Here is a 12468-nt window from a genome sequence, read left to right on the forward strand (position 1 = left end):
CGAATTTTGGATGGACTGCTACTCAGGAATTCGACAGCTCTCGTATTCCTCAAGGGGCAGTCCTGATGCGGAGCCAACGACAACACCGGTCAACCCACAATGAGGACAACAGGCGTGTTTCTCGTTGTGCCACTTCGTGATTTGGTCCGGTTTCGACCATTGGCCGCAGGCGCTGCAAATGCATTTTTCGCTAGCGTTGATCTCCTCACGGTTGTTCCAACCATGATCGTCGGCTGACTCATCCAGCCACTGTAGGCGCGCCTTCGTTGCATCATCCATGGAGGAGTCCCGATTACGTCTATTCAGAGATGATTCTAGCGCGACGTCGCTCAGTTGGTGTCGGACCGATATTGGAACGAAGCAGATACCGTGAAACTGTTGCCGTCTGGAATTCCTGGGCCGGGCGCAACCGGCGTCATCACTGACACGACTAATCCGGCGCGAGCAACTCGCAGATTCAAGGGGAACAAAGCCGCCAACTCATCCACGATGCTGCTTGCCTCGGTCCGGTACTTCCCGGACGGCGTCACGATATTCACATGAAACACGCCGGTATAGAGGCGGTGATCGCCGCTTAGCGTGTTGCTGGCCGTGACTGACGGCAGCGTGAAGGCTCGGAGATACGTCTCGGCGGCGCCTGGCGTATATGCCTCGTTCTCCACCACGACCTTCATTGGCTTGGCTCTAGCCTTGGCCCAGGCAAGCAGGCGCGACTCTAACGCTGCAGCGATGATGTTGTGGCTCATACTTTATGGTTCCTGATGGCCTCCAGGACAATTTGCTGGAAACGCGCTTGAGTGATTCGCACCATTCCCCCCGGAGCTTGGTCGGAATGGCCGTACTCTAGCGGTATCGCATAAGGCAAATTATTCACGATGAATGCCGTCGTTCCTGCCCGGAAGAAAATTGACCCTTCTGCGATGCGTGCCGTGGCTGTCGCACCGGTCGGATCAAGCGCTCCTAGCGTCCCTTCCGGCGGCGCATCGATGGACATCTGCCAATTGCCACGGAATCGCCCGGTATCTACCGGAGACATTCGAATCAGCGAGTTACCGATTTCAATGATGATCTCGCGAAGGCTAGCGTCCACCGCCTCTTGTGCCTGTTTGGCAAACTCGGCCAGTTGGAGCGAAAAGCTGCCTTGCCGGCCTGCGTAAGTGTTCATGAACGGACCTGCAATTCGTATATCAGCGGAGTGCCGGCTGGGTTGACCTCCTTAACGTTGATCACCGTCGAGGTATTCCCCTGGATCTCGGCTGTGATCATTGGCTTCGGCTTCCAATCCAAGCCCACCGCCGCAATCTTCAGCTTCTTGTCGCCACGCACTATCAGGGTGTCGGCTTGAAACTCGAAGCCGGTGAAATCGAGCAGGATGCCTTGGGCTATTTGCTGGAGGATGACCTCCGCGCCTTCCGGATTGTCAGGATCGTATTCGCCAGGCTGAACATCGCGCAGCGTAACTGCTTGGCCGTACTGTTTGATCAGCCGTAAGGCCGTTGCTGCCATCCGGTCGTAAAACTCGCTCATCGGCTAAGCCCTTACGGCGAACAACCCACGTTTAAGAAGGTAGTCCGCAAATTGCGTGCGGCTTGGCCTATCCGGAGCAGCCGGAAGCAGCCTGCCGCTGGTATTGGAAATCGTCGCGTACTCAGTCTCGACGGCGCCTTCGACCCGCTCCCGAATAACCGCGCCCTTGCGCGTCTCGATAGGATCGATGTCGTCGCGATGAATCTCCGCTGCGAGAGCCATTTGGCCATAAGGAATGCGCGCCGGAAGGTAGTCGTTCGGCTTGATCTCACAATCCAGTTGAATACCCCGGCGCGGCCACGCCAGGGCCTGATCGCTAGACATCTTCTGCCCTTTCCAGGCCATGCCATTCATCGCCAAGGCGGCCCGGCGAAGCAGTGCTTCTTGCGCGGGGGTATCCGCAGGGATGGCGACGCCGAATTTCGCGGCGTAACGGACTAAATCCTCAGCGCTCGAATAGCTTTCGGCATCAGGCTTACCAGTGCCGTCCTCGATGATGAGTGTCATGGAATCAGCTCGCAGGAATGAGTTTTACGATTTCAGCCTTCGGCGCCTTCGGATCGAACTCAATGCCCTGGGCAGTGAGCCAATTCCTCAGATCCGCCACTCCCATTTTGGCCGGATCTGTTTCCACTGCGCCACCGGCTTCGACAACATCCAATTGAACCTTGGCGGTCCTGTAGGCATCGACGACGACCGGCCAATCGCCGATCACTGTGACCTTCGTTACGCCCGACTCCGGCTTCTCGAAATAAACGGGGTTGCGATAACGCTTGTCCGGATCGAAGTCCCTGGTTTGCGCCGAATAAGTAAGTTCCATGTCGCTCTCCAAAAGCGGCCCGTTACAGGCCGCTGGCTAAAGGTGAACGCCTTTAAGGCGCGGACAGGTCGATCAAGACGCCGGCAGTAACCTTGTCGCTGGTGGCGTACTTGGCCCAGTTAGCGCCGGTTCCGATAGCAGCCAGGTTAGGGTTCACACCACCGGTAGAGTCATTCCAGCTGTAACCCAGAAGGTCCAAGTTGAACGTCCCTTCGGCGCGGAAGCCCATCGCCAAGTTTTCCTGGGTGTTGATCGGGTACGAACGGAAGCCCGGAGCTTGAGACTCGGTGATTTTGATCGCGCCGGCTTGCAGGCCGAAGATGGTTTCCGCTGGGATCGTGTCCGAGACCAGAACGGGCTTGCCCATGGTTCCAGGTTGGCCGCCGTAGATGACCACACCCGCCTCTTCGTAGACCTTTTCGGTAATGGCCTGATCGACCATGTCGAAGTAGGTCGCCGAGTCCATGGTCCACAACGCAATACGACCGAAGCGGTCGCCAAACTTGCGCATGCCCTTGGTCAGCGCCTTCTTGCCGTCAGTGGCGAAGCTGGCAGTGGCAACCATGTTCGGATTTGCACCGATAGCGGCCTTCAGGGCTGCCATCGCGTACTGGATGTATCCTTCGAGAACCGCATCGGCGTAGTCAATCCCCACCAGCTCGGAGAACTCCTCAGGGGAACGAGCTCGCCGCTTAAACGCCTCTTCAGTGGTTTCGTAAGGACCGTACTTGAACGGCACCTTGACGCCGACCATCTCACCAGAGCCGATCTTCTGGCCGGCCACCGTTGCGGTCGAATTGACGTCACGGTGTGCGATGGAGCCGCCGAGCTTGTAGAAAGCACGCTTGCGCAAGTCACCTTCGATCAGCTCGTTATCCAGCACCAGAGCGCCGTTGGAGGAAGCGTTGAACACATCGATCACATCCTGGATACGCTCCAGGTAGGCGGTCTGGGCAAGATCGTTGTAAACGATCATGTCCGTGTTGACGGTAGTCGCCATGGGTTACTCCATTATTTGGGCAATTTCAGGTAGGCGTCCTGGCCGTGCTTCGTGATGAATTCACGCTTGGCCGAAGGCGTCATTTCGGAGCGTTTCAGCGCGGCATTACCGCTACCCCCGCCCGGGGCATTGGTTCCTGAAGCCCTAGGCCACAGATGAGGTGCGCTTTCGCGCAAGGATTCCGCCCATTCGAGCGGCGTCAGAGGGGTCTTGCCGTCTTTGCCAAGGATGGCCTGGCCGTCCTTATCGATCGCAACTGCTTCGCCCTCTTCATTGAGCGTGAACTGCCCTTTGGCGCGCAGAATCAGATCCTCCGCTGCCTCAGGAAGCGCTCCAGCCTTGATGGCCGCAGAACGGATGGAGTCGCCCAGGACCTTGTCCCGGAACTTGCTCGCGAAGGATTCGGCTTTGTCAGCACGTTCCTTTTCCGCCTTGAGTTGCTTTTCGAAGTCGCCACGCAAGCGCTCGGTGCGCCTGGAGAAGACTTCGTCAATCTTGCCCTCGGTGAGGAGTTTCGTTTCTTCATCCTCGCCGGCTTTGGTCAACAGCCCCTTCACCGCGTTGATGTCCAGACCTTCGAACTGAGTTTCGAACTGGCTGAGTTTTGTGGTGGTTTCCTTCAGCTTGCCCAGTAACTCGGTGTTCTTGGTTTTCAACCCGGTCACAGAGGCCTCCACGGCAGTCGCGATGGCGGCCTTGATTGCCGGATTTTCCAGGTCGATTTCGTTTTCTTCTGCCACGTTTAGGCCCCCTTGGGTTCGTGCTGCCTGCTTTACAGGCATAAAAAACCCGGCACATGGCCGGGCTTGTTTTGGAGTTAGCGCTTAGGTATTCGCTCTTCGTCAGGTACTAACTGATTGATCCGCTTTAGCATCGCCATCAATCCGCCATGTAGCCCAGTCTTCGTGACCTTTCGCCCTGAAAGCTGCACCTGAATGAGATGTCCCGGCCCGTTGTAAATCTCCTCGAACGTACCATCACGATTCATGCGAATACCGAGGTAATAGTCGGGCACATGATGGACTGGAAAAGTAAGACTGGTTCCGAACGTGGTTTTGATTTGCACATTCCGCCCATCAGGCGTGACAGCGTCATGGTGCTTGGTCAGCTTCTCATTCAGCGTGAGGTTATAAGCCAGGCTGGCGATGACTTCTCCGATATCGCCAACAAGTCGGCCATCAGGCGTGAAAGGCTTGCCTGGATATGCGTCCCGCAGCATTGAAACCGCGGTAAAAAGCCCTTTCAAAGCCTCTTCAATTTTCTGCTGAATGACCTGATCCATAGTGGCTCCTTGATATGAACCACAATCCTATATCAGATTCCCGCCAGCTCGAATGCTAACGGCTCCAACTCCTTCATGCGCGCCAGGGTCATAGGCGCGAAGTTGCGATCTAGCTGCAACTCCGCAAAGCGCTTGATGGTCAGACCGCCCTCACGAAAGAGCTTGCCTCGCGCCGGACCTAACGCCACGTCCTGAAACGAAGCAGGCTGCTGCTGGAGCCAATGGTAATAGTCGAGGCTTGCACTGACCTGCCTTGCTCCGTCCGCACCCACAGCGGCCCGTGTAGCGCCCTTACCGAAGGTTTCACTGAGCTTGGTCAGTAGAATGAAGGTGGTTCGGCAGTTCGGGTGGAACGGCGGACGCGGCCCAGAATCGACCGGGAAACGCCGCTTATCCATGGATCGGCATTGCTGACTTGTCTTGCTGTCCAGCGTGGCAACCATTTCGACTTCCGTCACGACGTCCGTATTGGCCCGTGCCACCTCCATGCGCGCCTGCGACGAGACGTGCTGGATCGCTGTGCGCACCACTGTGCTCGCGTTTCGATTGGTGATTGCGAGAATGCCGTCTTTGTAGTCCGTCGCCTTGGTACCGCGAATGTTGCGGATGATCTGGAAGTTCGTAAGCCCTTCGAAGAAGCCCTGGCGTATCGCGCCAGTGACGCGCTCTCGCTCAGCCGCAGCCCAACCCTTGATGAAGGATTTCAACAGCTTTCCGCCACCCGTGCCGCGCACGCTGAGAGGGTTTGTCAGCACCGCTGTACGGATCGCAGCTGCTGTCGGGGTAACAACGTCCAAGGCCACGCCGACCGGCGCGGATCTGGCGAGGCTTGTCACCTCGAACTCGCTTTCGTAATTGGCGATATCCACCAAGTCGAGATTCAGCTGATTGCTGAAGCGATCGAATATGCCCAGCAACAGGCTATCGACCTCCTTGAGCAGCGCCTCCAGACGCCTGACGTTGTATTCGGAGAGGTCGCTACGCGTGAGTCGGTCGCGGATCGATCGGTCGATCTCCTTGAGGAACGGAGCGAATTTGCCGACTTCTCCGGCCTTGAGCTTTTCGAGAAAGACAGCGTGCCGAACCGTGGCATCAAGGATCGCTTGGTTTGCCGCCATTTATTTGTTCCTCGTCATCCAGGCCAAGGCCATCGGCCTGCTCCAGCAGCTCCCCGTCAATCTGCTGATCGGTGCGCTCTGGTGCGATAAGGCCCAATTTGCGGAGATAGGCTCGTAGGTCGGATTTGGCGAAGCCGCCGTTCTGCCATAGCCCAACCAGCGCGGTGATCATCTGAGGATCAGCCGTCAGCTCGACGAACTCTTGATTGATCTGATAGCTGACCTTCGCATCACTTACCCCCATGTACTGGCAACACCACATAATCGCCTGGGTATAGGCTTCGCTGACGTTTGCCACGCAACCGGCTAGGACCGACGTCGATGCAGACTGGTCGCCCCGGGATTCAGTCGCTGTTTTGGCTGTGAGCGACGCCACAACCATGCGAGCACCGAGCTCGATCATCATTTGGTTCTTGTCGGCCATCGCCTCTTTCACCAGCGTATTCGGCTGTGGCTGCGCATAGCCGAATGCTCCACCAACTGGCAACATCATCGGAGCGCGGGAACCGACATAGACGCCGCTCGTCTCCATCCAATCGCGCCACTGCTCATCCAGGCCGGAAATCCAGGGCTGAGCTTGTCCACACCAGAAGACGCTGTCTTCGTAGTCAGCGCTGTTCCGATAGTGGCCAAGGTTGATCATGGCGATGTCGTACAGGGGCGACTCATCAATGCTCGGGTCGTTGTTCTGCGCACCGACAAAGGTGAATGGGATTTCCTTCAGGCGTCCGTTACCGCCCGCAGGCTTGAACTCCTCAATCACAGCCAGCGGCCCGCCGCCCTTTGGCCCGGATCTTCGCCATACACGACAGACGAAACCGTCCCCCTCAAGGGCCAGCTCTCGATATTGCTCGATTACCTTGAAGCCGAAACCATCTTCGATTTCGGGCCACTCCCGCAGCACAACCAAGGTGAGCACACTGCGACCGTTCACCATCCCGGTACGCCAGTTGATGATGTCCTCGGCGCAGTACGAGAGAATGACCGCCCGACCGCCGATGCCATCATCGGGGTGGTAATCGACGTACAGACCATGCCGGCCAGCCTCAAGCACCTTTTCTAGCGTGCCTTGGGAGTGCTGATAGATGCTGACGCCGGAGCCGTTGGCATTGTCCTGAAGGTACTCAAGCTTCTGCGCAACGGTCAGTGTCGGGTCTTTGTGGAACGCCAAACCGAGTAGCCCGTTGCGCGTGTGCCCGGTCGCGTTCTTGAACACGGCTCTCTCGCGATAAGCCTTGTTTCGGTCCACGTTCTCCGGCGACTTGTCGTGAGCGTTGATATACGGCAAGCGATCCACTACTCGGTGCTGGCCGGCACAGACGTCGCGTACGGTCGCCCAGCGGTCCAACGCCTCCAGATAATCCGCACGTTTGAAGGAGACGTCGTTACTCATCGGGCGTATCCCATTTTCATTGAAGTGACCGGTTTAACGATCGGGTATTCGCGGTGAATGAAGTAACCGCCGCCGTCGTTGGCGTGGTCGTTTCCTTGTGTTTTGTCAGGCTCACCATTGGCTGCCCAAACCTGTTGCTCCAGACCGTCGGCATAGGTCGGGCATTTGAACGGATTAACCAAGTACCTCCGCTCGCCTTGGGCGTTGCAGAACATGGCGTTCATGGCGTTGATCCGGTCTTTCACTGGTGGGTTAGCCGCGGGAGCAATGACCGTGAAGCCTGCCTGCTTGAGCATGGCAATATCCGTCATGCTGGCATTGACCGACTTGCGAGAATCTCCGGAGGCGTCCGGGTAGATTCGAATCTCGCAGGTCTTCCTGAAGTCGTTACCGTTGTGCTCCCAGTACCGCTCCTTGATGCGGCGGATCATGTCCGGCGTGTCGTAGCCATCTATCAGCTCATCGACTGCTCTGGGCAGGCCCTGGTCGCGCTTGACGTGGGTAATCGCCGCCATCTTGCCGACGTTGAAGTCCATACCGATGAACAGAGGCTCTCCAGGCTGCACGGTGTCGAAGCACTGGTTCAGCTTGCGGTCGTAGGCGTGATACACCGATCCGGATGTCAGGTTCACGAACTGGCCGTTCAGATAGGCCCTGATCAGTTGCTCGGGATACGACTCCATCAGCGACGGGATGTAGTCGTCTGGCAGGTTCAGCTCGTTGTCGAATGTGCTCGCCTGGACCAGACCGTACATGCCGTTCAGCGCTGGTTTCTCGCGTAGCTGCTTCACGAACTGCTGATAGACGAATTTGAAGCCCTCGGGCGTCGTGGTGACGTCTACCCCGTTCTTCAACCCAGGAACGCTATACCGCATCCGCGCGATGATCTTTCGCCAAGCCTGCTGCGCCTTAACGGACGACAGCACATCCAGCTCATCTACTAGCGCATGGCCGATCTTGAAGCCGACGATGGTTTGAGGCTTCTCCATCGACCGGCAAATCACCGTTCCCCGGTACTGCCGACCACTGTAGATGTGAACCTCATGGTTCGCCTGGTTGATCTTGGTCTTCAGTCCCCAGTCATAGGCCACCTCATCCATGGTCGGATAGAAGATGTCTCGGATCTGGGGATACGTCGGTGCGAAGTAGCCAGCGTTTACGCTCGGCCATTCCATGAAGTGCTTACTCAGTGCAGAGCAACCCACCCAGGTCTTGCCAGAGCCAAACCCAGCAACGAAAGCGCGAAACTTGTGGGGCAACGTGAGGAACTGAGCCTGGGGAACGTTAAGGCTCGGCATTCGGCTTCCTCGCATCCACTACGTCCACCTGGATACGAGTGGGAACCGCCGGCTCGTCGTCCGGCTCCTCCTTACGCGAGCGGTTGACGTACATATCGCCCGTCTCTTTCGCCGCCTGCTCCAGGATCTGCATCGCGAGGCTGATGTTCTTCATGCTCTCGGCCTTTTCTACGAAGCGGTTCAAGGCGCGGAGGCGAAACGCTCGGTTGGCGATGGGGATCTCTGCTGTCTCTTCCCGGAAGCGCTTGCGAGTGTCCTCAAACACCGTTCGCCACTTCAGGCTTAGGTCTCGCCCTGCGTATTTCGTGGGGTCGTAGAACTCGCATTGCTGGCGGCTTACCTCGAGGCCGAAGGTGTCCTTGACTGCTTGCGCCACTTGGCTTGGCGTATCGAAACAGGCAAGGGACTGCACAATGAAGCGCTTTACCTCATCTTTCAGGGCTGCCATATGGGTTTATTCCGTCAAAGTCTGGTCAAGTGTCAGGCCGACTTGAGGAGACAGGTTCCGCAGGCCCTCGCTATGTTCAGTTTCCCCACCTCGGCAGGGTTGTTTGCAGCATCCACCAGAGCTTGAACGTCAGGCGTAGCGCCGTAGCGGCGGACCACACCGACAAACTCTTCCACGTCGTGGCCTCGAAGCTTTATCTTCGGCTTACCGTCTTGAGTGAATGCTGGTTGACCGTACTTGTCGGTCGCGTGAGCTAGGTGATACAGCTCATGTTCGATGAGTGCGCAGAACTCTAGGTCGCTGCACTGGGCGCAGTAGTCGGCGGCCAGAGTGATGATGAAACCCGGTACTTCGCCGAACCAATCCCGCATCTGCTGCTCCATCCGCGCCTTCTGCCAGCCACCGGTACGGAATGCGACCTGCTCTGCCTGGCCCAGGACTGTGCGCCCTTGCTTCTCGAAGGATGACGAGGCCCACATGATCCGGATGTCTGCATCCAATAGGTGGGCGTGGTCTTGGTTGTGGATGTTGCCGGTGTCGGCAAGGATTTCAACTTGGAGCCATTCCCACACTTCAGGTGCTGGAACAAGCCGAATACCGAAGCTAGATAGCTCGGCCAACTCAAAGAGCGACATTGGAGGATATGGCCTTTCCATAGTCACCTTGAGGTTGAAAGAGTCGCTGATTGGCGGTATTGGTGTCCGGCCATTTCAAAAAAAAGTAAGGACACTTGCCGCAATGCAATATTCCCGTTGCCTCGCCTTCACAGCAATGACACTCGCCTCAGTCACACTCTCCGGATGCGTTTCCGCTCCGACTTGGGTGAATAGAGGACCAGCAGACATTATTACTGGCAAAGGCCTGATTTCCTGCTACACGGATGCGAACATCATCGATGGAGAGAGGATGGAGGGCACCATATGTGCCACTCCCGAGTCGGGCTTCTTCGGCGGTGGCGAGCCAGAGATCTATTTTGGCCCGTGGAACCGGAAATTCATGAAAGAACCTGCCAGTAAGACCACAGCAGGTGTACAACGGGACTACCAAGGGAAAAAGGTGTTCCTGCAGTGTGATCCTGTCTTAGCACGGGATAACAAAACTGAAACAGGTCGAGCTTGTAAGGTCACGATCAACGATCAGCTTCTGGTCAGCGCGAACGTGGTGTTCAAATTCTGATTCGGTTAGCGCATCGCTGCAATCAACGAGGACACAGCGGTGGATAGGATGCTAGATGAACAGTCCATACTGCGTGCAGCTAGAGAGTGGGCCTCCCGAACTGGGCGTGATGAAGCAATGGCCGTCAGCAGCGCTTCAGAAACTATGGCAGCACTGAAAGCTAAGCTACCGCTGGGCGAGGTTGAAGTTCTCTTGGAGAGTCTTCTCCGTCAGTACGAAGACGACGGTAGGTAAGGCTGTCCAGCTCACATTGCGCGATCCGCTGATTGGAGGATTCGCGTTAGCGCTTGCAGTGATAGCACGATGCCGGTATTTATGAGGCTCAACTCAATGCAAGGAAAGCAAAATGTCTGACAATTTTAAAAATCTACGTAAAGACACCGGAATGAGCGTCGGCTCCCCTGAAGCTCAGCGAGATTTGGCGGTGGCAGCAGCGCTGACGCTGATCCAATCACGAGTTTTGAATGCTACCGGCGGGAACCAACTCCAGTGGGAGCTTGGCAATCTATCTGCGTACGCTGATCTAATTCAGGAAGCTCTGAAAGTGAAGTAATCCATCCGTGCCGATCTACCGGCGGCACGCCGTCCGAGAAAAATTGGAGGAACGAATGGGGCTCGACCATAACGAAGCTGTGGCAATTATCACGGAGCTACAACGATGGCATGACGAGGCTCGGAGCTTGGTTGACGACGCCGCCGATAAGTTGAGACTCTCCTCAAATAGCACTGATCTCTTGAAGGCTCGGCTTACCAAACCGAAAGGAGAGATTAAAGAAGCTGCAAAATATGAGACTCTCTCGCGCAAGAAATCTCCAAAAACCGACTTGGAGCAGTTTTTTTTCGGCCCAGCTGTTAGGGCTACGTCCTCTAACTTCCGAATGAGAACTGATACTAGTCCTTACAGCGCAATGTGGAACCGAGGGCTTCACGAGGTAGAGCATGAGCTTTCGTACGCTATTCACAGTATCCGTGAATCTCTGAACGCGAGCGTTTAGTCTAGAGTCGTACCTTGGTTACGGTAATTCGTAAGCGCGTATCGAGAATGCAATTGTCATTGTAGATTGACAGGAACGGGTATAAATCAAAGGAGTGAAACGTGGCATTCGATTGGCATTCGGGTCCTATCACGCGCGCCACCCCTATCGATAACGACTACCGAAATACCCAGAGCGTTCGCCGCTTCCTGGTTTCGCAATGTGGGAATTCATTCAAGTTTGACCGGCCTTTTATGGCCTGGATCAAAAATGCGAAACCTCCAACAATGGGTGATATCGCAGACGAATGGAACAGACTCCATCAGTAAGCGGTGACCATCCGGTTACTTTTGCTCTCGCTGCGCTGGGGCTCGGCATTATTCAGCTTAGCTATCGGGCTAGCTAACGCGCACAAACGTCCTCGCTGCGGGATGCGACCTACCGCGCCTTGTCACAGCCCGCACAATGCTCACAGTTCAGGCGCCGACAGAGCCAAGCCCTTACCCGTTGCCAATACGTGACCATGAAAAGGTGACGGATTCCGGCCGACGCCAAGGCGATGTGCAGGGTCAGGCCGGCAACCGTCGGGCCAAACAAGAAGCTGTTATGCCCAGTGGTGACCACGTAGGCGCTGATGGCAATCGTCGAGTAGATCAGCTTTCCAAGGATGCCGTCCCTCACCTTCCCGCTCACTACGCACCAGAATGCCCAGGCCGCGATGAAACCGCAGGCGACCGAATTGATCAGCTCAAGATTCATGGCGGATTACCTCCCCCGAACCGCTGGCGTAACAGCGCCCATAGGTCAGCGGCCTTAATAGCTCGATGAACCGCCGCCATGAGTGACCCGCCGAAGGTGCCCAGAAGGAAGCCAACACCGGCAACGTTGTTGGGCTCAGTGACACCAAGCTTGTCGCTGACCATCCCCGTTAGGTACAGAGCACAGGCCACGCCAGTCAGGAGGAAAATCGTCCAGGCGCGCCAATTGGTCAGATCGTCTTTATGCCACCAGCTCGCAACCACGGCTCCAATGAGGCCCGCTATCACCCAATCGATCTTCTCGAGCAGGCGATTTAGATACTCCATGCGCTCGACTCCGATTGTGCATGTAAAAAAGGCCTGCGCCGGCCCCGGGCAGAGCCCCGAAGAAAATAAAACAAAAGTGTTGTGTTACTACAAAAATGTTGTAGGATGAAGCCATCCAAACAACGAGGCGAGGTGATGAAGTTCAGCGAATTCAGAAGATGGCTAAAGACCCAAGGCGTGACCTTTGAAGCAGGCAAGGGAAGTCACTTCAAGATCACCGCGCCGACCGGCAAGAAGACCACCTTCGCGGATCATGGTAGTAAGGAAATGCCAGAACCGACCCGCAAGGCGATCATTAAACAATTGGGGCTCTGAAGAGCCCCTGCACCACAATCTGAATGCTGAAC

General features: G+C 56.3%; 19 protein-coding genes. 4 read left to right on the forward strand and 15 right to left on the reverse strand.

Annotation, left to right across the window (positions count from 1 at the left end; genetic code table 11):
* Window positions 1-329 precede the first annotated feature (329 nt).
* The 13 genes from JMN22_RS19805 to JMN22_RS19865 all read right to left on the reverse strand — a co-directional run bounded on the left by JMN22_RS19805 (window position 330) and on the right by JMN22_RS19865 (window position 9542).
* Window positions 330-746 carry a phage tail terminator-like protein gene (locus JMN22_RS19805; protein WP_198795965.1) on the reverse strand — a complete coding sequence of 139 codons (417 nt, stop codon included), beginning with the start codon at window positions 744-746 and terminating at the stop codon, window positions 330-332.
* Window positions 743-1165: an HK97 gp10 family phage protein gene (locus JMN22_RS19810; RefSeq protein WP_198795964.1), complete on the reverse strand. Its 423-nt coding sequence runs from the start codon at window positions 1163-1165 to the stop codon at window positions 743-745. The genes JMN22_RS19805 and JMN22_RS19810 overlap by 4 nt, the downstream gene beginning before the upstream one ends.
* Window positions 1162-1527 (reverse strand): hypothetical protein, encoded by a 366-nt coding sequence (locus tag JMN22_RS19815; RefSeq protein ID WP_198795963.1) that lies wholly within the window; start codon window positions 1525-1527, stop codon window positions 1162-1164. The genes JMN22_RS19810 and JMN22_RS19815 overlap by 4 nt, the downstream gene beginning before the upstream one ends.
* Window positions 1528-1530: 3 nt before the next feature.
* Window positions 1531-2034: a DnaT-like ssDNA-binding protein gene (locus JMN22_RS19820; RefSeq protein WP_030141970.1), complete on the reverse strand. Its 504-nt coding sequence runs from the start codon at window positions 2032-2034 to the stop codon at window positions 1531-1533.
* 4 nt (window positions 2035-2038) lie between these two features.
* Window positions 2039-2347: a hypothetical protein gene (locus JMN22_RS19825; protein WP_198795962.1), complete on the reverse strand. Its 309-nt coding sequence runs from the start codon at window positions 2345-2347 to the stop codon at window positions 2039-2041.
* Between the two features lie 52 nt (window positions 2348-2399).
* Window positions 2400-3347: a major capsid protein gene (locus JMN22_RS19830; RefSeq protein WP_198795961.1), complete on the reverse strand. Its 948-nt coding sequence runs from the start codon at window positions 3345-3347 to the stop codon at window positions 2400-2402.
* 11 nt (window positions 3348-3358) lie between these two features.
* The gene (locus tag JMN22_RS19835; RefSeq protein ID WP_165887403.1) at window positions 3359-4087 is read right to left on the reverse strand and encodes a hypothetical protein; all 729 of its coding nucleotides are present in this window, start codon (window positions 4085-4087) and stop codon (window positions 3359-3361) included.
* Between the two features lie 77 nt (window positions 4088-4164).
* Entirely contained in the window at window positions 4165-4629 is a 465-nt protein-coding gene (locus tag JMN22_RS19840) for a DUF6998 domain-containing protein (RefSeq protein ID WP_165887402.1), read from the reverse strand.
* Between the two features lie 32 nt (window positions 4630-4661).
* Window positions 4662-5747 carry a minor capsid protein gene (locus tag JMN22_RS19845; protein ID WP_165887401.1) on the reverse strand — a complete coding sequence of 362 codons (1086 nt, stop codon included), beginning with the start codon at window positions 5745-5747 and terminating at the stop codon, window positions 4662-4664.
* Entirely contained in the window at window positions 5722-7140 is a 1419-nt protein-coding gene (locus JMN22_RS19850; protein WP_198795960.1) for a DUF4055 domain-containing protein, read from the reverse strand. The genes JMN22_RS19845 and JMN22_RS19850 overlap by 26 nt, the downstream gene beginning before the upstream one ends.
* Entirely contained in the window at window positions 7137-8438 is a 1302-nt protein-coding gene (locus JMN22_RS19855; RefSeq protein WP_198795959.1) for a terminase large subunit domain-containing protein, read from the reverse strand. The genes JMN22_RS19850 and JMN22_RS19855 overlap by 4 nt, the downstream gene beginning before the upstream one ends.
* Complete coding sequence (locus JMN22_RS19860) at window positions 8425-8886, reverse strand: DUF2280 domain-containing protein (protein WP_030141978.1); 462 nt, start codon at window positions 8884-8886, stop codon at window positions 8425-8427. The genes JMN22_RS19855 and JMN22_RS19860 overlap by 14 nt, the downstream gene beginning before the upstream one ends.
* 32 nt (window positions 8887-8918) lie before the next feature.
* Complete coding sequence (locus JMN22_RS19865; protein ID WP_165887398.1) at window positions 8919-9542, reverse strand: putative metallopeptidase; 624 nt, start codon at window positions 9540-9542, stop codon at window positions 8919-8921.
* 82 nt (window positions 9543-9624) lie between these two features.
* On the opposite strand from JMN22_RS19865, the gene JMN22_RS19870 reads away from it, so the two are divergent.
* The 3 genes from JMN22_RS19870 (at window position 9625) to JMN22_RS26585 (ending at window position 11365) form a co-directional block, all read left to right on the forward strand.
* Window positions 9625-10062, forward strand: a complete 438-nt coding sequence (locus JMN22_RS19870; RefSeq protein ID WP_198795958.1) for a hypothetical protein — start codon at window positions 9625-9627, stop codon at window positions 10060-10062.
* A 346-nt stretch (window positions 10063-10408) separates the two neighbouring features.
* Complete coding sequence (locus tag JMN22_RS19875) at window positions 10409-10615, forward strand: hypothetical protein (RefSeq protein WP_165887396.1); 207 nt, start codon at window positions 10409-10411, stop codon at window positions 10613-10615.
* 543 nt (window positions 10616-11158) lie between these two features.
* Window positions 11159-11365 (forward strand): DUF6434 domain-containing protein, encoded by a 207-nt coding sequence (locus JMN22_RS26585; protein WP_165887395.1) that lies wholly within the window; start codon window positions 11159-11161, stop codon window positions 11363-11365.
* A 109-nt stretch (window positions 11366-11474) separates the two neighbouring features.
* On the opposite strand, the gene JMN22_RS19880 is transcribed toward JMN22_RS26585, so the two are convergent.
* Both JMN22_RS19880 and JMN22_RS19885 read right to left on the reverse strand, forming a co-directional pair.
* The gene (locus JMN22_RS19880; protein ID WP_165887394.1) at window positions 11475-11795 is read right to left on the reverse strand and encodes a hypothetical protein; all 321 of its coding nucleotides are present in this window, start codon (window positions 11793-11795) and stop codon (window positions 11475-11477) included.
* A complete protein-coding gene (locus tag JMN22_RS19885) occupies window positions 11792-12121 on the reverse strand; it encodes a hypothetical protein (protein ID WP_030141983.1) in 330 nt (109 codons plus the stop codon). Before JMN22_RS19885 ends, JMN22_RS19880 begins: the two co-directional genes overlap by 4 nt.
* A 135-nt stretch (window positions 12122-12256) precedes the next feature.
* Here JMN22_RS19885 and JMN22_RS19890 point away from each other — a divergent pair, with 135 nt between their 5' ends.
* A complete protein-coding gene (locus tag JMN22_RS19890; protein ID WP_030141984.1) occupies window positions 12257-12436 on the forward strand; it encodes a type II toxin-antitoxin system HicA family toxin in 180 nt (59 codons plus the stop codon).
* The last annotated feature ends 32 nt before the right edge of the window (window positions 12437-12468 follow it).

Origin of the sequence: Pseudomonas sp. HB05, assembly GCF_016756915.1 — a bacterium.
Taxonomy (GTDB): Bacteria; Pseudomonadota; Gammaproteobacteria; order Pseudomonadales; family Pseudomonadaceae; genus Aquipseudomonas; species Aquipseudomonas alvandae.